Consider the following 18,029-nt stretch of genomic DNA (forward strand, 5'->3'; position numbering starts at 1 on the left):
TTCGAAGCTCACTGTGATCCGTTTAGTGCATGTCGGCCAAAGCGCGTCGCATGAATTCGATTGAACGCGATGTGCTTTAGGTGCTCTTGATCACTCCATTCATGCCGTTCGGGTAGAAGCCGCCCTTGCTCGTGCCTGCCTGATCGGTGAGATACACGATTCGCAACACCTCCTCCGGAGTTCTGGTGAAAGCTATCCCATCCGGCGTCGAAGGAACGATGTTGGCTTTGCCGTCCATTCGGATTCCTTGATCCTTGTCCTCCGGTCCATCGATCTTGTCGCGTGCGTCGGAGACCGCGTCTGCCGCCTCCCAGGCCTGTTCGCCCATTCTGTAGAGGGTCGAGCGGGCCATTCCCATATGGTAGGCCTCGACCGCCAGAATTCCCGCGGCGGCGGCGAGAAAATCCTTGTTCTTGAGGACCGTCGCCGCACCCGCATAGGCGGTGACGCCCACGTCTTCGAACAGCATGCCGCCTAGCACGAAATTCATTTCGTTGCCGAAGGGATCGAAGTCCTCGCCCAAGCCGGCCGCTTTTGCGACCGCAGCAAAGCCGGCATCGAAATCGATCGCCGGTCGAGACACGGCCTGATCTCCGAGCGTTTTGCGATAGAATCGGACGTGCGCAAGTTCGTTTTCCGCGACCTCGCGCATGAACTCGCCGATCGCAGGGGTATCAAAGGAAACTTGCTTGCCGCCGGTCACCGGGCCGGGTTCCGCACCGGCATCGGCATCATCGATTCCCTTGCCGGTAGTACCCCGCAGATAATACTCGGCTTCCATATACTCCAGGTTGAGAGCAAACTGAAAAATATCCTCGTCCAGAATTTCGGTCGGTTCATCGGCGCGCGAAACCGCAGCGAAACCTGTTGTCGAGGCAAGCACCGCTCCGAAACCGAACTGCAATACTCTGCGCCGGGGGAGATAAAGCGAAGGCATGACGCGCATTGGTTCCTCCTTGAGGCCCGCCGGCGTCAGTCTTGGCTCCTTCGATGCGGGCCAACCCACCCGAACATCCCCACAGGGGAAATGTTCCGGTCGCGCCGCTACTGCATGATTCCGTTGCGCGTCCGATTGGACGCACGGCGCTGTTGGACCGTCCGCCGAAGACACTGGCAGGCTGCGAGACCGCTGGCGTTTGGTCGTCGGCTGTCGCGGAAGCTTGCATCACGATGCGTTGCGAGGAAGCACGGCGCCTTTTGCGAGGAACCGGCTCCCAACCGCAATGGCGAGAGCGACGACGATCAGGACCGCTGCGACCGCGAAGGTGATTCGCATGCCCGTGGCAACGGCATCGGCAGGTGCCGCCGTGATGTCGGTGGCAGTCGAGGCGACGGCGAAGACGGCCCCCATGAGGGATGCCCCGGTGACGAGCCCGACATTGCGCGAAAGGTTGAGCATGCCGGAAATGACGCCCCGCTGATCCGGATGGACACCCATCATCACGGCCGTGTTGTTGGCTACCTGAAACAACTGGTAGCCGGGAGTGAGCACGGCGATCGCGGCAATGTAGCCCGTGACGCCGAAGATCGACGGCAGCACGGACAGAGCAATTGCGCCGGCTGCCATCACGATCAGTCCAGCTATGACGACGGAAGCCGCGGCCCAATGATCGACGACACGGCCGGCCGGGATGCCGCTCAGCGCGGAAATAATCGGGCCGGCGGCCATGACGATGCCCACAAAGGTCGCGTCGAGCCCGAGCGCCTGCGACAGGTAGAACGGCCCGACCACCAGCGTCGCCATCATCACCGTCGAGACGAGCGCGTTCATCGCAAGACTTGTGCTCAGCACGGGGTTGCGGAACGCCGCCAATCGGATCAGGGGCGACGCCACCCTTGCTTCCGCGAGCACGAAAAGGGCGCCTGCGACGACTGCGGCCGCCAGGAGCGCCATGTTGAGCCGGTCGAAATGACCGCGCCCCGCCGTCATGGCGAGCGCATAGGCCGCAAGCGTCACGCCGAGCAACAGCGTGCCCAGACCGTCAAAGCCGTCGCGATCGATCTTCGCGCTGCGCCCTTGGTCGGGCAGGAAGCGACGAGCGAGAAGGATATTCAGGATGCCGAGCGGCACCATGATGAGAAAGATCGTCCGCCACCCGGCTCCGGCAATCAGGATGCCGCCGAGCGATGGGCCGAGCGCGGTGCCGATCGCCGACATGGTACCGAGCAAGCCCATGGCGCTGCCGGTCTTCTCCTTCGGAACGGTCTCGCCGACAAGCGCCATGGCAAGCGCCATCATGATCGCCGCTCCGATACCTTGCGCCGCCCGGGCGGCGATGAGCAGCCATAGCGTCGGCGCGACGCCGCTCAAGGCCGATGCAGCCGCGAACAGGGCGATTCCGGTGATGAGCAGCCGCCGGCGGCCGAGGATATCGCCGAGCCGTCCGACGCTGACGATCAGCGTGGTGACGGCGAGCAGATAGGCAAGCACGATCCATTGAACTTGCCGGAACGACGCAGCGAACGCCTCGGCCAGCGTCGGCAGGGCAACATTGGCGATGCTCGTGCCGAGCGAAGACAGCAATATCGTCAGCGAAAGGCCCGCGAGCGCCCATCGGATCGAGACGGTCCCTTCACGATTTTCCACTGGCTCGTCTTGCTTTGCGGTGATTGGCTTCGACATAAGACTCCCTTTCCGGCCCTCGAACCGGCGCCGCCAGAAGCCTAGGCTGTCGCGCTATATGGCGGAAGGCGCACGATTTGCATTTTATTCGTGCGTTTGACGCCACATGTCGGCCAGACTGCGCTATGCTCGAATCATGTCGAAACCCGATCTCAATCTGCTCGTGACCCTTGATGTGCTGCTCGCCGAAGGCAGCGTCGCGCGCGCGGCTAGAAGGCTGCGGTTGAGCCCATCGGCAATGAGCCGGGCGCTCCAGCGATTACGCGAGTTGACGGGCGATCCGCTGTTGGTCCGGGCCGGACGCGGTCTCGTCCCGACGCCCCGGGCGCTCGAACTCAAGGAGAAAGTCGGTCAACTCGTGGAGGACGCGCAAACCGTTCTCCGCCCCGCCGAGAAGCTCGACCTCAAGCGGCTTGTCCGCACCTTCACGGTCAGGACCAGCGACGGTTTCGTCGAGAATTTCGGACCGGACCTCATTGCCCGCATAGGCGAGGAAGCGCCCGGCGTGCGGCTGTGTTTCATGCAGAAGTCCAACAAGGACAACGCGCCATTGCGCGAGGGAACGGTGGATCTCGAAACGGGCGTCGTAGGCGACATGACGGGGCCGGAGCTGCGTGTACAGGCTCTATTCCAGGACAGTTTCGTCGGTGTCGTCGGCAAGGGGCACCCGCTGAGCCAGGGTGAGATCAGCCCCGAGCGCTACGCGGCCGGCAGACACATCCTGGTCTCACGACGGGGTCTCGACAAGGCAGCGCTCGATATCGATGACGCGCTGAAGCCGTTCGGGTTGGAACGCGAGATCGTCACGACCGTCGGCGGGTTCTCGACCGCGCTGGCTCTCGCTCGCGCCACCGACCTGGTCGCCAGCGTTCCCGAAAGGCACACCCGGAGTTTGCGCGACGGAATGTTCAGTTTTCCGCTTCCCGTCGTGGTGCCGCAGATCACGGTCTCGTTGCTTTGGCACCCGCGGCTCGATGCCGATCCGGCGCATCGCTGGCTGCGGAGCTGCATCCGCAACGTTTGCGCGGGCCGATGCTCCGATCGCTCCGTGGGCTGATCGAAGATCAGCCTTCGACAAAGGCCTTGATGTTTTCGGCCTGGATTTCCCAGCCCTTGTCGTTGCTGCACCACGCCTCCTCGCGGCTCTCCTCCGGCAGGGAGTCGAAGCCCGATTCGGTGATCGTCAGATGCGTTCCCTTCGTCGTCGGCTTCAGGCGGAATTCGACGCAGGTCGAAGGCTCTCTTGAGATATCGGCATTCGGGTTCTTGGAGTGCGGCCAGCGGAATGCGAAGAGCCGGGGCTCCTCCATGCGCTCCGCCAGCGACCTCCACGGCAGCCCCTCGTGACCTGGATAGGTGATCTCGCCGGTCGTGACCTTGCCGACTACGAAAGGGCCATCGAGCTTCACGCGGAACCACTCTCCGAAGGCTTCATGGTCGGTCAGCGCCCGCCAGACCCTTTCCACGGGGGCCGCCAGTTCGATCTTCTTTTCGATGCGGTCGATCATTATCCCGTCTCCGCTTAGCAAATTGGGCGTCTCGTGCCCCGAACCTCTCGATCCTTCACTTCGTCGTCTCGCTCGGACGCACCGCTAACCGGTTCTCGACGCGTGCCACTCCGATGACCGAGGCGGCGGTCTCGCCGGCGCAGGCGATGTCGGCCTCACGGGGGACATTACCCGAGAGGACCACCGTGTTGCCGAGGGCGATCACGGAAATTTCGCTCGTGTCGATCATGCTGGCGTAGCGGAGGAAATGCATGACCTTTTCCGCCAGCGCATCGTCGGTCAGGTGCGGATCGTCGTCCCTGTGGGAATAGATCGGATGTTCCGTCGACATACTCGTCTTCCCGCTCGTTGATCGCAACGCCTATTCGGGGTGGATTGTTCCGGATGAAGCTGGCGCCGGCCGACGTGCCTTCCGCCGCCTCTGACCTTGGACCCTTGCTCTTGCGTCCGGGGCTCGAACGGGTCTATGCCTCGACAACCACCGGCAGCGCCACGCATCCGGACGAGACGGGCAAAGGCCGCTGTAGCACTTTGAATCACTGCATGATTTTGTCCTTGAATCGATTCCGGTTCAGGGAATCACGCAGCAGGGCTCGCCGCATGTCCGAAATCTTCCTGAACGTTCTCCCGATCTTCATCCTGATCCTGACCGGCTGGCTGGTCGTCCGGTTGGGCTACCTGAAAGCGGCTGTCGGCGACGCACTCGGCGATTTCGTCTTCAGGGTCGCCGTGCCGGTCCTCCTCTTTCGCACGATCGCCGAGGCGGACTTCAAGGAAGGATCGCCCTGGCCGCTCTGGGTCGCCTATTTCTCCGGTGTTGCCGTGACCTGGACGATCGGTCATCTCGCGGCCACGCTCGGCTTTGGTCGCGACGCGCGCATGGGCGTGCTTGCCGGCGTCTCCTCGGCTTTCGCCAACACCGTCTTCATCGGATTGCCGCTGGTGTCGCGCGTGGTCGGCGGGGAGGGAGTGGTCGCGCTGTCGATCCTGCTTTCCGTCCACCTGCCGGTGATGATGATCGCCGGAACGGTGCTGATGGAGCGCGCGGAACGCAAGACGACGGGTGCGCCGGGGCAGGGAATCCTGAAGCTCATGGCCGGCGTTACCCGCAATCTCGTCCACAATCCGCTGGTCATAGGCCTTGCCTGCGGCGCGCTCTTCCACCTTCTCGGTCAGCCGCTCGGTGGGCCGGCGAAGGTCATCGTCGATCAGCTCGCTGGCGTCGCCGCACCCGCCGCGCTCGTTTCGATCGGCATGGCGCTCGACAAATACGGTCTCGCCGGCAATACCGGGCTTGCCACGGTCGCCAGCACGCTTAAGCTCCTGGTGCTGCCGGGCGCCGTCTTCGCCGCTTGCCACCTGTTGGGCCTCAGCGACAGCTGGACCGCCGCACTGGTCCTGACGTCATCCGTCCCGACCGGTGTCAATGCCTGGCTCATCGCCAACCATTTCAATGTCGGTCACGCGCTCGCCTCCTCGACGATCACGCTGACGACGGCCTTCGGTGTCGTCAGCGTGTCAGCCTGGGCCTATCTGTTGATGTGACGCGGGCTTGTTGTGCGAGTCGTTCAGAACAGCCGGTCGAGCCAGCCGTGTGGGTCCGGCGCCCGCCCGTTCTGGATGTCGAGCAGGGCCGCCTTGAGCCGTGACGCAACCGGGCCGGCTCCGCCGTCGCCGATGGTAAAGCCGTACCTCTTGCCCTTCACCTTGCCGATCGGCGTCACCACCGCCGCCGTACCGCAGGCGAAGGCCTCGGTAAGCCGTCCGCTCCTGGCATCCGTCTGCCACTGGTCGATGGCGTAAGGCTCCTCGCGCACGGTGAGCCCCAGATCGCGGGCAAGCGTGATCAGCGAATCGCGGGTGATGCCCGGCAGGATCGTACCGGTGAGCGGCGGCGTCTGCAGCGAACCGTCATCGAAGACAAAGAAGACGTTCATGCCTCCGAGTTCCTCGACAAAGCGGCGCTCCACCGCATCGAGGAACACTACCTGTTCGCAACCTTCCTGGATCGCTTCGGCCTGTGCTGCGAGGCTCGCGGCATAATTGCCGCCGCATTTCGCCTCGCCGGTGCCGCCGGGCGCTGCCCGCGTGTAATTCTCCGAAACCCAGAGCGTGACCGCCGGCGCGCCGCCCTTGAAGTAGGAGCCGACAGAAGAGGCGATGACGCAATAGAGATAGTCGGCGGAGGGTTTCACGCCGAGAAGGACCTCCGTGGCGATCATGAACGGCCGCAGATAGAGGGCCGCCCCGTCGGCTGCCGGGATCCAGTCGCGGTCGGTCCTCACCAAGGCCCGCACGGATTCGACGAACAACTCCTCCGGCAAGGGCGCCATCGCCAGCCGCGTTGCGGAATTGCGGAAGCGGCGCGCATTCGCATCCGGGCGAAACAGCGCGGCCCCGCCGTTGGGCAGGCGATAGGCCTTCATGCCCTCGAAGATCTCCTGGGCATAATGGAGCACCAAGGTTGCCGGATCGAGGTCGAAAGCGGCGCGCGGTCCGACCTTCGCATCATACCAGCCGCGCCCCTCGGAATAGCGGATCGTCACCATATGGTCGGTGAACACGCGGCCGAAGCCCGGATTCTCGAGCAGAGCCTCGCGCTCGCTCGCGGCCATCGCCTTGGGATTCTTCTCGAACAGGAAAGTCTGTGCACCGCTCTCGGTCATGTCTCATCCCCTCCTTCGTTCCGAGTGAATCCATCCTGCCCGCGCAAAAGGAGGACCCGGCTCGGATCGGGTGGTGTTTGGTTGCGCTTATGCTTCTGTCTTACACATTTGGCGGCATCCGCAACAGATGACGGCGACGGATTTGGCATCGACGGAAAGGCGCAAGCTGCCGCTCCGGTCGCCCATGCACTTACTGCACCTCTCTGCTGGTAAAGCAGTGAGGCAACAAAAAGCCCGGCCGTTTGGCCGGGCTTTTCTTCCAAATATTCTGCGCTCAGTTTGCCGGGGCCGGAGCCGGGGCTGGAGCCGCCGCTTGACCGCCTTCGGCGGGAGCCGGTGCCCCCTCGGCAGCCTGCCCCCCCGCGGCCGGCGCGGCTTCCGTGGAGCCGGTCGCGCCCGGTTCCGGCAGCGGTGCCGGGCTGTCTGCCTGCTGACGCAGCCAGGCGATCAGGTTGGCGCGCTCGTCCGCCTTCTTGAGGCCGGCAAAGCCCATCGCCGTGCCCGGAACATGCTTCTTCGGCGCTTCGAGGAAGTAGCTGAGGTGATCGTAGTCCCAAACCACCTTGCCGCCTTCGGCGAAGGTCTGCATGCCGGCGGAATAGCTGAAGCCCTCATGCGAGGCGACGGGCCGGTTGACGACGCTCCAGAGATTCGGGCCGACCTTGTTCGGTCCGCCCTTATCGACGGTGTGACAGCTTGCGCACTTCTTGAAGACGGCCTCGCCGGCCGCAGCGTCCGCCTTGGCAAGCAGCGGTCCGATCGGCTCGGACTTCGCCTCCTCGCCGCCGGCGGCATCAGCCTCGCCGCCTGCCGTTTCCTCGGCCACGATGGCAAAACCTTCCTTCTCGGGAGCTTCGGAATGGAAAATGCCTTCCGACGCGATGGATACGGTCATCAGAACGAAGACCGTACCCAACAAGGCACCCACACCCATGTTCACATATGGATTCATCTGCAAACGCTCCCTTAGCCACCGGCGCAAACAAAAAACCGGCCCATCTTGAAATCGCGCGGAACCTATGTCTTTTGGCTCTGCGTTGCAACAGAGATTATCAACCCCGAAGTGAGACCTTTTGACACTTTCCGTGGGGTTTTTGAAGGCCGAACGATGAATCGTGAACAACCGGGCAAAGTCCTCGTGCTCATTCCGGCGCGCATGGCCTCCACACGTCTGCCGGGCAAGCCGCTCGCCGATATCTGCGGCCTGCCGATGATCGTGCAGGTGGCAAAGCGCGCGGCGGAAGCGGATGTCGGTCGGGTCGTCGTCGCAGTCGACCATCCTGAGGTGTTCCAGGCGGTGAGCGACGCCGGTTTCGAGGCGATCATGACCCGGGTCGATCACCAGTCCGGATCCGATCGCATCTATGAAGCGCTCGCAAAGGCAGATCCGGAAGGCAAGGCGGAAATCGTCATCAACGTCCAGGGCGATCTGCCGACCATAGAGCCCGGACCGATCCGCGCGGCGCTGAGGCCGCTCGAGAACGCCGCGACGGACATTGCCACCCTCACCGTGGCGATCACCGACGAGCACGAAAAGACCAATCCCAATGTCGTCAAGGTCGTGGGCTCGCCGCTCTCCGAAAGCCGGCTCCGCGCGCTTTACTTCACCCGCGCCACCGCGCCATACGGAGAAGGCCCGCTCTACCACCACATCGGTCTTTATGCCTATCGCCGCAAGGCGCTCGAGACCTTCGTGTCGCTGCAGCCCTCGACGCTCGAGAGGCGCGAATCGCTCGAGCAATTGCGGGCACTCGAGGCCGGCATGCGCATCGATGTCGAGATCGTCGACTCCGTGCCGCTCGGCGTCGACACGCCAGCAGACCTGGAAAAGGCCCGCCGCATCCTTTCCGCCCAAGCTTGAGAGGAAACCAAAGTGACCGCCAAGACCAATCGGATTTCCTTCCAAGGCGACTACGGCGCCAATTCCGACATGGCCTGCCGCGACATGTTCCCGGCGATGGAACCGCTGCCCTGCCAGACCTTCGAGGATGCCTTCCTCGCGGTGGAAAACGGCGAGGCCGATCTCGCCATGATCCCGATCGAGAACACCATTGCCGGCCGCGTCGCCGACATTCATCACCTGCTGCCGGAATCGCGCCTGCACATCGTCGGCGAATATTTCATGCCGATCCGCTTCCAGCTCATGGTGCTTCCTGGCGTCAAGCACGACGAGATCCGCACCGTACATAGCCATATCCATGCGCTCGGCCAGTGCCGCAAGATCGTCCGCGCCAACCGCTGGAAGCCGGTCGTCGCAGGCGACACGGCCGGAGCTGCGAAGCTCGTCGCGGAGACGGGCGACCGCTCCATGGCAGCGCTGGCCCCGCGGCTCGCCGCCGACCTCTACGGCCTGGAGATCATCGCCGAGAATGTCGAGGACACCGACAGCAACGTCACCCGTTTCGTGGTGCTCTCGCGCGAAGAGAGCCGCATTTCCCGCAAGTCGGATGACGAACTGATCATCACGACCTTCGTCTTCAACGTGCGCAACATCCCGGCCGCCCTCTATAAGGCGATGGGCGGTTTTGCCACCAATGGCATCAACATGACGAAGCTCGAGAGCTACCAGCTCGGCGGCAAGTTCGTGGCGACGCAGTTCTATGCCGATATCGAGGGTCACCCGGACGACGAGGGGGTGCGCCACGCGATGGACGAGCTGCGCTTCTTCTCGGAAAACGTACGCATCCTCGGGACTTACAAGGCGCATCCGATGCGCGGTGTGCTCTGAGGAACTGCCGGCTTATTACGCGGCGGCCGGCGTAATTACTCACTCCGCCGTCATCCTCGGGCTTGACCCGAGGATCCAGGCCACGCTGCCCAGATAGGAGTTTGCGCAGTGCTTGCGATTGGATCCTCGGGGTCAAGCCCGAGGATGACGCAGTGGTGGGCGCCACCGAGTCATTGCCGCATGGTCAGTCCGTTCAAATGTACGGGTCGCTGCAGATTTGAATGGTGGCGATCCTCCGGCACCAGAACGTGGCGAAATTCATTAACCGGCTACGCGTCCAGTGCATGCCTAATTTGCATTCATGGTGCTACTAAATCTTAGGCAAATGCCTATTTGACCTCCGTCAAGAAAATGGAGTGTCAAAGATGAAGATCCGTCAGAAGATCATGGAATACGCACAGATGCGCCGCGCGGTCCGCGAGTTGCGCGCTCTCGACGATCACGCCCTGCGCGACATCGGTATTTCCCGTTCTCAGATTCAGGCCGCCGTCTACGGCCGCTAATCTAAAAATGTCCACGCGCCGGATTGAGGCGTGGCATCGTAAGTCTTCCACACCCCGCCGTTCTCTCGTGCGGGGTGTGAGCGTTTCTGGGGATATAGTTATCCCAAGCCGCTGCAGACCATGCGCGACATGCCGTTGAGGGCCTCGTCGCTTTTGCGGCTACCTCAACTTCGCTCCGGCCAGGCGAGCCAGTCGCGCATCAACTGGTGCGCAATCGCGCCCTTCGGCGGCGGAATGTGCTCGTCTCCGGTGTCTGCAACCCCGGTCGTGCGTTCAAGCAGGGCTTCGATCTCCGCCCGCGTGAACCAGCGCACGTCCTCCAGTTCCTGCTCGTCGCGCTTGATGACGGTCGACTTCGCCTCGGCATAGCAGCCGATCATCAGCGAGTGCGGCAGCGGCCAGGGCTGCGAGGCATGATAGCGTACGCGGCCGACGCGAATGCCGGATTCCTCCTGCGTTTCCCGCCTCACGGCGTTCTCGATCGTCTCGCCCGGCTCGACGAAACCGGCGAGACAGGAATACATGCCCGGCACGAAATGCGGGCTGCGGCCGAGTAGGCAGAGATCGCGCTCGAGATCGATCGTGAGCATTATGACGACCGGGTCCGTGCGCGGAAAGACCATGTGTCCGCAGGCGGTGCAGACGCGCCGATAGCCGCCGGCCGCTCCATCCATCGGGCCGCCGCAGCGGCCGCAGAAACGGTTGTTGGCGTTCCAGACGATCAGGCTCGAACCCTGCGCGAATTGCCCCAACAGGTCTTCCGGCAGCATCTGCTGCCGGTAGAGCGTTCGCGCATCGGCGATCTTGAACGGCTCCGGCACCGTCTCCTCGGTCAGCCCGGACGGGACCGCAAGGCGCGGCTCGCCGTTCGGCAGGTAGCCGAGCAGGATCGCCTCGTCGAGGGTCGGTTCGAGCCCCGCGAGCTCATAGGGCGCAAAAAGCGGATCGATGATCTTCTCGTCGTGCTTGACGATCAGCTTCGCCCCGGAAAAGGCGAGGAAATGCGCGCCCGGATGTTTGAGCGCGGTTTCGACGCAATCGTCGGGGCGGTGCTCGGAGCGGCGGTCCAGGTGGTTCTCGGCGAAAGCGACGAGCGTGCTCGGCTCCGGATGGGGGCTGTGAAGATCGAAGATCGTTTTCGTCATGCTCAGAGATTTTCCAGAATGCGTGCTGCGAATGCCTTATGGTCGTCGTCGGGCCAGGGTTCTGCCTTGCCGAAGCCCCAAACCGGTCCCGGCCAGTTCGGATCTCCCTCCCGGCGGGCGATGATATGCACATGAAGCTGCCGGACGATATTGCCGAGCGCGCCGATATTGATCTTCTCGGCGCCGGTCACCTTTTTCAAGGCGGCGGCCACCAGGTTGGTCTCGAAGGTGAGCATCGCCTGGTCGAGCGGCGTCAACTCGAAAACCTCGCAGACGTCGGCGCGCTGCGGAACGAGGATCAGCCACGGCCAGCGGCGGTCGTTCATCAGCCGCAACTCGCAAAGCCCGAGCTTGCAGATCGGGATGCCGTCGCGCTGAAGTCGCTCGTCGAGGGTGAAGGTCGTCAACAAAAATTCCTCGGAAATGAAACGGATTCGCTTTGTTTCCCATATCGATATCAGTTTTTTGACGGCTTGGCTTGCATTTGGTTCAGATATTGCCGATATGAGGGCCGGGAGGTTGGTGGTGGACGAGCCACTCGCCAACCGGGTCAGGTCCGGAAGGAAGCAGCCCTAACGAGCCCCGGCACGGGTCATCGTGCCAGCCTCCCACTTCTCCGTCCTGTCGGGACAAGAGTTCGAACAGCGGCAGGGTCGATGAGCGACGAAGCGCCCATTTCATCCCCGATTTCATCCGTCGAGAAACCGGCCGCCTACCGTGTTCTGGCGCGCAAGTACCGCCCCAAGGACTTCTCCGATCTGATGGTCGGCCAGGAGCCATTGGTGCGCACGCTCACCAATGCCTTCGAGACCGGCCGTATCGCCCAGGCCTATATGCTGACGGGCGTGCGTGGCGTCGGCAAGACGACGACGGCGCGCATCCTGGCGCGCGCGCTGAACTACAAGACCGCCGAGATCGACAAGCCCACCATCGACCTCAGGGCGCCGGGCGAGCATTGCCAGGCGATCATGGAGGGCCGCCATGTCGATGTGATCGAGATGGACGCCGCTTCGCACACGGGCATCGACGACATCCGCGAGATCATCGAGCAGGTGCGCTATCGGCCGGTCTCGGCGCGCTACAAGGTCTATATCATCGACGAAGTGCACATGCTCTCGACGCAGGCCTTCAACGGCCTGCTGAAGACGCTCGAAGAGCCGCCGGAGCATGTGAAGTTCATCTTCGCGACGACCGAAATCCGCAAAGTTCCGATCACCGTTCTGTCACGTTGCCAGCGCTTCGACCTTCGGCGCATCAGCGCCTCCGATCTGGTCGGCCTCTTCTCCACCATCCTCGGAAAAGAAGGTGTGCCCGCCGACCCCGAGGCGCTGGCCATGGTGGCGCGCGCGGCGGAAGGTTCGGCGCGCGACGGTCTCTCGCTTCTCGACCAGGCGATCGCGCATGGCGGCGGTTCGGTCGAGGTCGAAACCGTGCGCTCGATGCTTGGGCTTGCCGACCGCGCCCGCATCGTCGATCTCTTCGAGCGTGTCATTAAGGGCGATGTCGCCGGCGCCCTTCACGAATTCGCGGTCCAATACGAAGCCGGCGCCAATCCGACCGTGGTTCTTACCGATCTTGCCGATTTCACCCACATCGTGACACGGCTGAAATACGTGCCCGACGCGGTGAACGACCAATCCTTGAGCGAGATCGAGCGCACACGCGGGGCAGAATTCGCCGACAGCGTCGCGGTGACGACGCTCTCGCGCATCTGGCAGATGCTGCTCAAGGGCATTCCCGAGGCGGAAAGCTCGGCACGACCGGCGGGTGCTGCCGAGATGGTGCTGATCAGGCTCGCGCACGCGGCTCATCTGCCCTCGCCCGAGGAAGCGACCAGGCGGCTCCTTGAGCTTTCCGGCGGCGAAACCGGGGGCACGCGCCCCATGCCGAGCAGCAATGGCGGAGCCCAGGGCCGTGAGAGCGCGCCGGTCGAGGCTCGCGCTGTGGCAACGGCGCCGGTTCCGCGGTCTTCGAGCAATGGCGCGACGATGCTGCGCACGGTGCCGGACACCGCGCCCCAGCCGATCGACATCGGCCGCGTGGAGGATCGCGCGATCGCGAGCCCCGCGGCCAGGCCCGAGCCGAAGGTTCCGGTCAACTCGATCAGCGACATCGCCGATCTCTGCGCGAAGAACCGCGACATCAAGCTGAAGACGCTGGTACGCGGTTTCTTAAGGCTCGTGCACATCGAGCCGGGCCGGCTCGATGTCAATCTTCCCGACGATGCGCCGAAGACGCTTCTCGGCGAACTCGCCGTCAAGCTCAAGGAATGGACCGGCATCCACTGGGTCGTAAGCTACAGCCGCGAGCCCGGAGAGCCGACACTGGTCGAGGCCGAGCAGCGCGCCCAGGAGCAGCGCGTCAACGATGCGCGCCAGGACCCGGACGTCGCCGCGATCCTCGCGCGGTTCCCGGGTGCCAGAATCACCGACGTGCGCATCCGCGCGACGGAAGGAGAGGTCGAGGCTCTCGCTCCGGCGGCAGCCGAATCCGAGGACGGCGACATCGTTCCGGGTGATGACATCGAGTAAAGGCGCGAACGCTGAAGCGGCGCTTTCAGTTCAGGCAGACTTACCAAAGGACAGGAGACGACGATGCGCGACATCATGGGCATGATGGGCAAGGTCAAGGAAATGCAGGAGAAGATGGAGAAGCTGCAGGCGGAAATCGCCGCGCTTGAAGTCGACGGCACGTCCGGTGGCGGCCTCGTCGCTGTCCGGCTCGACGGCAAGGGCCACATGAAGAGCCTGAAGATCGATCCCTCGCTCTTCAAGGAAGACGATGTCGAGATCCTCGAAGACTTGATCGTCGCCGCCCACAAGGATGCCAAGGACAAGGCGGAGGCGGTGCAGGCGGAAAAGACGCGGGAGCTCACCGCCGGCCTACCGATCCCCCCGGGAATGAAGCTGCCGTTCTGATCGGCGGTCTTCGGGCGCGCTTCTGGCGCGGTCGAAAAAGCGTGTTAGCTTGCGGTTTTCGCAAGCCACGCCAGCGGTTGGCCAGCGCTCGTTTTCGATGAAAGCGAACTCGCATCATCTTGGAGGAGGAGATCGTCATGACCGTCGCGTCGCTGCTGGTGTTTGCCGGTGCACTGTTGATTGCCGCCGGATCGCCGGGGCCGAGCATCGCGGCGCTCGTCGCGCGGGTGCTATCGAAGGGCGCGCGTGACGTGCTGCCGTTCCTGCTTGCGATGTGGATCGGCGAGGCAATCTGGCTTTCCTTTGCGGTCGCCGGCCTCGCAGCTATTGCCGAGACCTTTCACTGGCTGTTCGTCGCGATAAAATGGGCGGGCGTCGCCTATCTCCTTTTCCTCGCCTGGAAGATGTGGACAGCCGAGCCGCAAACACCGGGAGAAAGCCTGCCGGAGGCGCGATCGGCGGCGAAGATGTTCTTTGCCGGCCTGACGATCACGCTAGGCAATCCGAAGATCATGATGTTCTACGTGGCGCTGCTGCCCTCGATCATCGATCTCGGCTCCGTCACCCTGTTCGGCTGGGCGGAGCTCGTTGCCACCATGTTCGTCGTTCTCGTCGTCATCGATCTCGCCTGGGTCATGATGGCCGCCAAGGCGCGTCAGTTCTTGAGGAGCCGCCGCGCAGTGAGGATCGTCAATCGCGCCAGCGCCGGCACGATGGCCGGTGCGGCCGTAGCGATTGCAACGCGCTGACGCGCTCAAGATGATTCCGTTCGTCGGCGAGATGCGCTAAAAGCCCGCCATGGCAAAGCGAGTCACCGGTCCCGAAATCGAAAAGCTCATCCAGCTCCTGGCGAAGGTGCCGGGCCTCGGCCCCCGTTCCGCCCGGCGGGCGGCGCTGCATCTCGTCAAGAAAAAGGAGCAACTGCTCGGCCCCCTGGCGGAGGCGATGGGCGAGGCGCATCGCAAGGTCAAGATCTGCTCCTGCTGCGGCAACGTCGATACCATCGACCCTTGCACCGTCTGCACCGACGAGCGGCGCGATCAGTCGGTGATCATCGTCGTCGAGGACGTCGCCGATCTCTGGGCACTGGAGCGCGCCGGCGCGATGAATGCCGCCTATCATGTGCTCGGCGGCACGCTGTCGCCGCTCGACGGCATCGGCCCGGACGACCTGAATATCAGGGGCTTGGTCGACCGCGTCTCCAAGGGCGGGGTGCGTGAACTGATCATTGCCGTCAACGCCACCGTCGAGGGCCAGACGACGGCACATTACATCACCGACCAGCTCGAAGGCATGGAAGTGAAGATCACCCGTCTTGCCCATGGCGTGCCGGTCGGCGGCGAGCTCGACTATCTCGACGAGGGCACGCTGGCCGCGGCGCTCCGGGCGCGCACCACCATTTGAAGGGATGCCGATGCGTTTGAAATCTCGCGTTCGCTCATGGTTTGCCGGTTTTCGTGCTGAGGGGGGTAAGCGCCGCGCACGCCTGCTTGCAACCGTCGCCGCGTTCCTCGCCCTCCACTTTCCGGCTTACGCCGCTTCCAAGGCCGATGTCGAAAACCAGTTCCGGCAATGGCTTCAGAACGACCTTTGGCCGGAGGCGCAGCAGGCGGGCGTTTCGGGCGCGGCCTTCAGGGCGGCTTTTGAGGGTGTGAAGCTCAACTGGGATCTGCCCGACCTCGCGCCACCTGGCTTTCCGAAACCGAAGCAGCGCAAGCAGAGCCAAGCCGAATTTTCCTCGCCCGGCTCCTATTTCACGGAAAAGCGCCTTCAGGGGCTGGCCGCGACCGGCCGCAGCCTCGCCTCCGCCCATGCCTCGACCTTGAAGCGGATCGAAAAGACCTATGGCGTTCCGGGGCCGATCGTTCTCGCCATCTGGGGCAAAGAATCCGGCTTTGGCCGGGCGAAGATCCCGCATCCGATCATGGATGTGCTGGCGACCAAGGCTTTCATGTCGACGCGGCCGGAGCTTTTCCGCCGCGAGCTGATCGCGGCCCTGCATATTCTTCAAAGCGGTGACGTCCAGGAGGCGGAAATGCGCGGCTCCTGGGCCGGCGCCATGGGCCAGCCGCAGTTCCTGCCCTCGAGCTTTCTGAAATACGCCGTGGATTTCGACGGCGACGGCCGCCGCGACATCTGGAATTCAGTACCGGACAGCCTCGCTTCGATCGCCAACTATCTTTCTGAGAAGGGCTGGCAGGGCGGCCGCGACTGGGGTTTCGAGGTGGCGATCCCTGCAGGCGTCTCCTGCGCCCAGGAGGGGCCGGACCTCGCCCGTCCGATTGCCGAATGGGCCGGCATGGGCATCGGCCGCATCTCCGGTAAGCCGTTTCCGGCGGGAGAGCGTTCGGCCGCAGGTATGATGCTGGTGCCCGCCGGCACGCACGGACCGCAATTCATCGTCACGCCGAATTTCTACGTGATCAAGGAATACAACAACTCCGATCTCTACGCGCTTTATATCGGCAACCTCGCCGATCGCATCGCGACAGGCGGCGGTGCTTTCCGCAGCGCCTGGGGCGACGTCGGCGGCATGCTGCGATCCGACGTCCTCGGCATGCAGAAGGCGCTCGTCTCCATCGGCTACGACGTCGGCAAGGCCGACGGACTGCCGGGCTACAAGACCCGTCGCTCGCTCGGCGACTGGCAGGCGAAGAACGGTCTCGCGCCGACCTGCTTTCCCGATCCGTCGCTGAAGTCGAAGCTGCGCTGACTTTGGGTCTGGTGCTGAAAACTGCCGCTTAGTACCCCACTCAGACGCTGCAATGGGTGGGACTTTGCCGTTCGACTCGCCCATCGGAACGGGCAAAGAGCGCCAAAAGCGGTCGTCGTGATGCCGGTAGCTCAACGACCGAAATGGGGCCGTTAGCCGTCGGACTGCTTTCGGGGAGCAGGCGCTGAAAGCTGACATTCGTTCATATGGGCTCGAAGGTCCGCTTGACCCGCAGCAGACGATTTTGCTGCCCGCCGCGGTGCATGACCTCGAATGACCGGTCTACGGCAGGCAAAGTTCGGGAGGCTTGCGTTTCCTGCACAAGCGGGCTACATACTGAACCATATGGTTCAGTATGTAGTTCCTCCCCTCGATCTCTCGTTCGCGGCGCTGTCCGATGCGACCCGCCGCGGGATCATCGAACAGCTGGGGCGAGGGGACGCGTCGATCACCAGTCTCGCGGATAAGTTCCAGATGACGCTGACCGGCATGAAGAAGCACGTCCAGGTTCTCGAGCGGGCGGGGCTCGTCGTCACGCAGAAGGTCGGACGGGTGAGAACCTGCAAGCTGGGGAAACGCGGCCTCAAGGCGGAGGCCGAGTGGATCGAGGCGCATCGCAAGCTCTTCGAGGCCCGCTTCGAAGCATTGGACGAAATCATCAGCGAAATTAAGCAGGAGGGAAGCGATGAATAAGCAAGTTAACAGTGCAGATGGTGCGCAGAACCGCACGTCAGTCGAGCGCAGAGGGGATCGCGAACTCGTCATAACACGGACATTCAATGCGCCGCCGAGCACGGTTTACAGGGCGTGGAGCCAGCCCGAGCTGTTCCAGCGCTGGTGGGTGCCAAAATCGGCATCCGGCGTTTCGCTCGTATCGTGCGATATGGACGTCCGTACCGGCGGCAAATATCGGCTGGAATTCGGCGCCGGCGGTTCGGACACCATGGCCTTCTACGGCAAGTATCTCGAGGTGGTGCCGAACGAGCGCATCGTCTGGACCAACGATGAGGGCGAAGAGGGCGCGGTCACGACCGTGACCTTCGAGGAACAGGGAGGGAAGACGCTGCTGAACTTCCACGAAGTCTATCCGTCCAAGGAGGCGCTTGAGGAAGCACTACAGGGCGGGGCGGCCGCATTGCCGGAACAGCTGGAACAGCTCGACGAATTGCTTTCCAGCATAGGCAAGTAGCGCGGGTCGGGAAACTCGCCTCGGGGGAACGTCTGC

Annotated in this window: 20 protein-coding genes and 1 other RNA gene; 13 read left to right on the top strand and 8 right to left on the bottom strand. The window is 63.4% G+C overall.

Annotation, left to right across the window (positions count from 1 at the left end; genetic code table 11):
• Positions 1–76: 76 nt before the first annotated feature.
• On the bottom strand, positions 77–946 hold the full coding sequence (locus M728_RS16930; protein ID WP_026621817.1) for a ferritin-like domain-containing protein: 870 nt from the start codon (positions 944–946) through the stop codon (positions 77–79).
• 219 nt (positions 947–1,165) lie between these two features.
• Positions 1,166–2,623: an MFS transporter gene (locus M728_RS16935; RefSeq protein ID WP_026621818.1), complete on the bottom strand. Its 1,458-nt coding sequence runs from the start codon at positions 2,621–2,623 to the stop codon at positions 1,166–1,168.
• A gap of 136 nt (positions 2,624–2,759) precedes the next feature.
• On the opposite strand from M728_RS16935, the gene M728_RS16940 reads away from it, so the two are divergent.
• Positions 2,760–3,680 (top strand): LysR family transcriptional regulator, encoded by a 921-nt coding sequence (locus M728_RS16940; protein ID WP_026621819.1) that lies wholly within the window; start codon positions 2,760–2,762, stop codon positions 3,678–3,680.
• Positions 3,681–3,687: 7 nt separating this feature from the next.
• On the opposite strand, the gene M728_RS16945 is transcribed toward M728_RS16940, so the two are convergent.
• Positions 3,688–4,131 carry an SRPBCC family protein gene (locus M728_RS16945; RefSeq protein ID WP_026621820.1) on the bottom strand — a complete coding sequence of 148 codons (444 nt, stop codon included), beginning with the start codon at positions 4,129–4,131 and terminating at the stop codon, positions 3,688–3,690.
• 55 nt (positions 4,132–4,186) lie between these two features.
• The gene (locus tag M728_RS16950) at positions 4,187–4,462 is read right to left on the bottom strand and encodes a BON domain-containing protein (protein WP_026621821.1); all 276 of its coding nucleotides are present in this window, start codon (positions 4,460–4,462) and stop codon (positions 4,187–4,189) included.
• 269 nt (positions 4,463–4,731) lie between these two features.
• Between M728_RS16950 and M728_RS16955 the strand changes: the two genes are divergently transcribed.
• Positions 4,732–5,676: an AEC family transporter gene (locus M728_RS16955; protein ID WP_026621822.1), complete on the top strand. Its 945-nt coding sequence runs from the start codon at positions 4,732–4,734 to the stop codon at positions 5,674–5,676.
• A gap of 23 nt (positions 5,677–5,699) precedes the next feature.
• Here M728_RS16955 and M728_RS16960 read toward each other — a convergent pair whose 3' ends face one another.
• Positions 5,700–6,797 (bottom strand): branched-chain amino acid aminotransferase, encoded by a 1,098-nt coding sequence (locus M728_RS16960; RefSeq protein ID WP_026621823.1) that lies wholly within the window; start codon positions 6,795–6,797, stop codon positions 5,700–5,702.
• Positions 6,798–7,071: 274 nt separating this feature from the next.
• Complete coding sequence (locus tag M728_RS16965; RefSeq protein WP_026621824.1) at positions 7,072–7,749, bottom strand: cytochrome c family protein; 678 nt, start codon at positions 7,747–7,749, stop codon at positions 7,072–7,074.
• A gap of 156 nt (positions 7,750–7,905) precedes the next feature.
• Between M728_RS16965 and M728_RS16970 the strand changes: the two genes are divergently transcribed.
• The 3 genes from M728_RS16970 (at position 7,906) to M728_RS16980 (ending at position 10,028) form a co-directional block, all read left to right on the top strand.
• A complete protein-coding gene (locus M728_RS16970) occupies positions 7,906–8,658 on the top strand; it encodes a 3-deoxy-manno-octulosonate cytidylyltransferase (RefSeq protein WP_026621825.1) in 753 nt (250 codons plus the stop codon).
• Between the two features lie 12 nt (positions 8,659–8,670).
• Positions 8,671–9,525, top strand: coding sequence for a prephenate dehydratase (locus tag M728_RS16975; protein ID WP_026621826.1), 855 nt, complete (start codon positions 8,671–8,673; stop codon positions 9,523–9,525).
• Between the two features lie 365 nt (positions 9,526–9,890).
• Entirely contained in the window at positions 9,891–10,028 is a 138-nt protein-coding gene (locus M728_RS16980) for a DUF1127 domain-containing protein (protein WP_084044608.1), read from the top strand.
• 164 nt (positions 10,029–10,192) lie between these two features.
• Here M728_RS16980 and nudC read toward each other — a convergent pair whose 3' ends face one another.
• Entirely contained in the window at positions 10,193–11,173 is a 981-nt protein-coding gene (gene nudC / locus M728_RS16985) for an NAD(+) diphosphatase (protein ID WP_026621827.1), read from the bottom strand.
• Between the two features lie 2 nt (positions 11,174–11,175).
• Entirely contained in the window at positions 11,176–11,580 is a 405-nt protein-coding gene (locus tag M728_RS16990; protein ID WP_026621828.1) for an HIT domain-containing protein, read from the bottom strand.
• 107 nt (positions 11,581–11,687) lie between these two features.
• Here M728_RS16990 and ffs point away from each other — a divergent pair.
• The 8 genes from ffs (at position 11,688) to M728_RS17030 (ending at position 17,993) form a co-directional block, all read left to right on the top strand.
• Positions 11,688–11,785: signal recognition particle sRNA small type (ffs, locus tag M728_RS16995), an RNA gene on the top strand.
• A 44-nt stretch (positions 11,786–11,829) separates the two neighbouring features.
• Positions 11,830–13,704, top strand: a complete 1,875-nt coding sequence (locus tag M728_RS17000; protein ID WP_026621829.1) for a DNA polymerase III subunit gamma/tau — start codon at positions 11,830–11,832, stop codon at positions 13,702–13,704.
• A 63-nt stretch (positions 13,705–13,767) separates the two neighbouring features.
• Complete coding sequence (locus M728_RS17005) at positions 13,768–14,091, top strand: YbaB/EbfC family nucleoid-associated protein (protein ID WP_026613638.1); 324 nt, start codon at positions 13,768–13,770, stop codon at positions 14,089–14,091.
• A 137-nt stretch (positions 14,092–14,228) separates the two neighbouring features.
• Entirely contained in the window at positions 14,229–14,840 is a 612-nt protein-coding gene (locus M728_RS17010) for a LysE family translocator (protein WP_026621830.1), read from the top strand.
• Positions 14,841–14,889: 49 nt separating this feature from the next.
• Positions 14,890–15,495, top strand: a complete 606-nt coding sequence (recR, locus tag M728_RS17015) for a recombination mediator RecR (protein ID WP_026621831.1) — start codon at positions 14,890–14,892, stop codon at positions 15,493–15,495.
• Between the two features lie 10 nt (positions 15,496–15,505).
• Positions 15,506–16,804: a lytic murein transglycosylase gene (locus tag M728_RS17020; protein WP_084044611.1), complete on the top strand. Its 1,299-nt coding sequence runs from the start codon at positions 15,506–15,508 to the stop codon at positions 16,802–16,804.
• Between the two features lie 345 nt (positions 16,805–17,149).
• Positions 17,150–17,497 (top strand): helix-turn-helix transcriptional regulator, encoded by a 348-nt coding sequence (locus M728_RS17025; RefSeq protein WP_026621833.1) that lies wholly within the window; start codon positions 17,150–17,152, stop codon positions 17,495–17,497.
• The gene (locus M728_RS17030) at positions 17,490–17,993 is read left to right on the top strand and encodes an SRPBCC family protein (RefSeq protein ID WP_034884019.1); all 504 of its coding nucleotides are present in this window, start codon (positions 17,490–17,492) and stop codon (positions 17,991–17,993) included. The genes M728_RS17025 and M728_RS17030 overlap by 8 nt, the downstream gene beginning before the upstream one ends.
• Positions 17,994–18,029: the final 36 nt, after the last annotated feature.

The organism is Ensifer sp. WSM1721, from assembly GCF_000513895.2.
Lineage (GTDB): Bacteria > Pseudomonadota > Alphaproteobacteria > Rhizobiales > Rhizobiaceae > Sinorhizobium.

What these genes read in the sequence shown, in the direction of transcription:
- M728_RS16945 (WP_026621820.1), bottom strand. Translation starts at nt 4,131, where the DNA reads ATGATCGACCGCATCGAAAAGAAGATCGAACTGGCGGCCCCCGTGGAA.
- M728_RS16955 (WP_026621822.1), top strand. Translation starts at nt 4,732, where the DNA reads ATGTCCGAAATCTTCCTGAACGTTCTCCCGATCTTCATCCTGATCCTG.
- M728_RS17000 (WP_026621829.1), top strand. Translation starts at nt 11,830, where the DNA reads ATGAGCGACGAAGCGCCCATTTCATCCCCGATTTCATCCGTCGAGAAA.
- M728_RS16940 (WP_026621819.1), top strand. Translation starts at nt 2,760, where the DNA reads ATGTCGAAACCCGATCTCAATCTGCTCGTGACCCTTGATGTGCTGCTC.
- M728_RS17010 (WP_026621830.1), top strand. Translation starts at nt 14,229, where the DNA reads ATGACCGTCGCGTCGCTGCTGGTGTTTGCCGGTGCACTGTTGATTGCC.
- M728_RS16970 (WP_026621825.1), top strand. Translation starts at nt 7,906, where the DNA reads ATGAATCGTGAACAACCGGGCAAAGTCCTCGTGCTCATTCCGGCGCGC.
- M728_RS16965 (WP_026621824.1), bottom strand. Translation starts at nt 7,749, where the DNA reads ATGAATCCATATGTGAACATGGGTGTGGGTGCCTTGTTGGGTACGGTC.
- M728_RS17020 (WP_084044611.1), top strand. Translation starts at nt 15,506, where the DNA reads ATGCGTTTGAAATCTCGCGTTCGCTCATGGTTTGCCGGTTTTCGTGCT.
- M728_RS17005 (WP_026613638.1), top strand. Translation starts at nt 13,768, where the DNA reads ATGCGCGACATCATGGGCATGATGGGCAAGGTCAAGGAAATGCAGGAG.
- M728_RS16930 (WP_026621817.1), bottom strand. Translation starts at nt 946, where the DNA reads ATGCGCGTCATGCCTTCGCTTTATCTCCCCCGGCGCAGAGTATTGCAG.
- M728_RS16950 (WP_026621821.1), bottom strand. Translation starts at nt 4,462, where the DNA reads ATGTCGACGGAACATCCGATCTATTCCCACAGGGACGACGATCCGCAC.
- nudC (WP_026621827.1), bottom strand. Translation starts at nt 11,173, where the DNA reads ATGACGAAAACGATCTTCGATCTTCACAGCCCCCATCCGGAGCCGAGC.
- M728_RS16960 (WP_026621823.1), bottom strand. Translation starts at nt 6,797, where the DNA reads ATGACCGAGAGCGGTGCACAGACTTTCCTGTTCGAGAAGAATCCCAAG.
- M728_RS16980 (WP_084044608.1), top strand. Translation starts at nt 9,891, where the DNA reads ATGAAGATCCGTCAGAAGATCATGGAATACGCACAGATGCGCCGCGCG.
- M728_RS16935 (WP_026621818.1), bottom strand. Translation starts at nt 2,623, where the DNA reads ATGTCGAAGCCAATCACCGCAAAGCAAGACGAGCCAGTGGAAAATCGT.
- M728_RS17030 (WP_034884019.1), top strand. Translation starts at nt 17,490, where the DNA reads ATGAATAAGCAAGTTAACAGTGCAGATGGTGCGCAGAACCGCACGTCA.
- M728_RS17025 (WP_026621833.1), top strand. Translation starts at nt 17,150, where the DNA reads ATGGTTCAGTATGTAGTTCCTCCCCTCGATCTCTCGTTCGCGGCGCTG.
- recR (WP_026621831.1), top strand. Translation starts at nt 14,890, where the DNA reads ATGGCAAAGCGAGTCACCGGTCCCGAAATCGAAAAGCTCATCCAGCTC.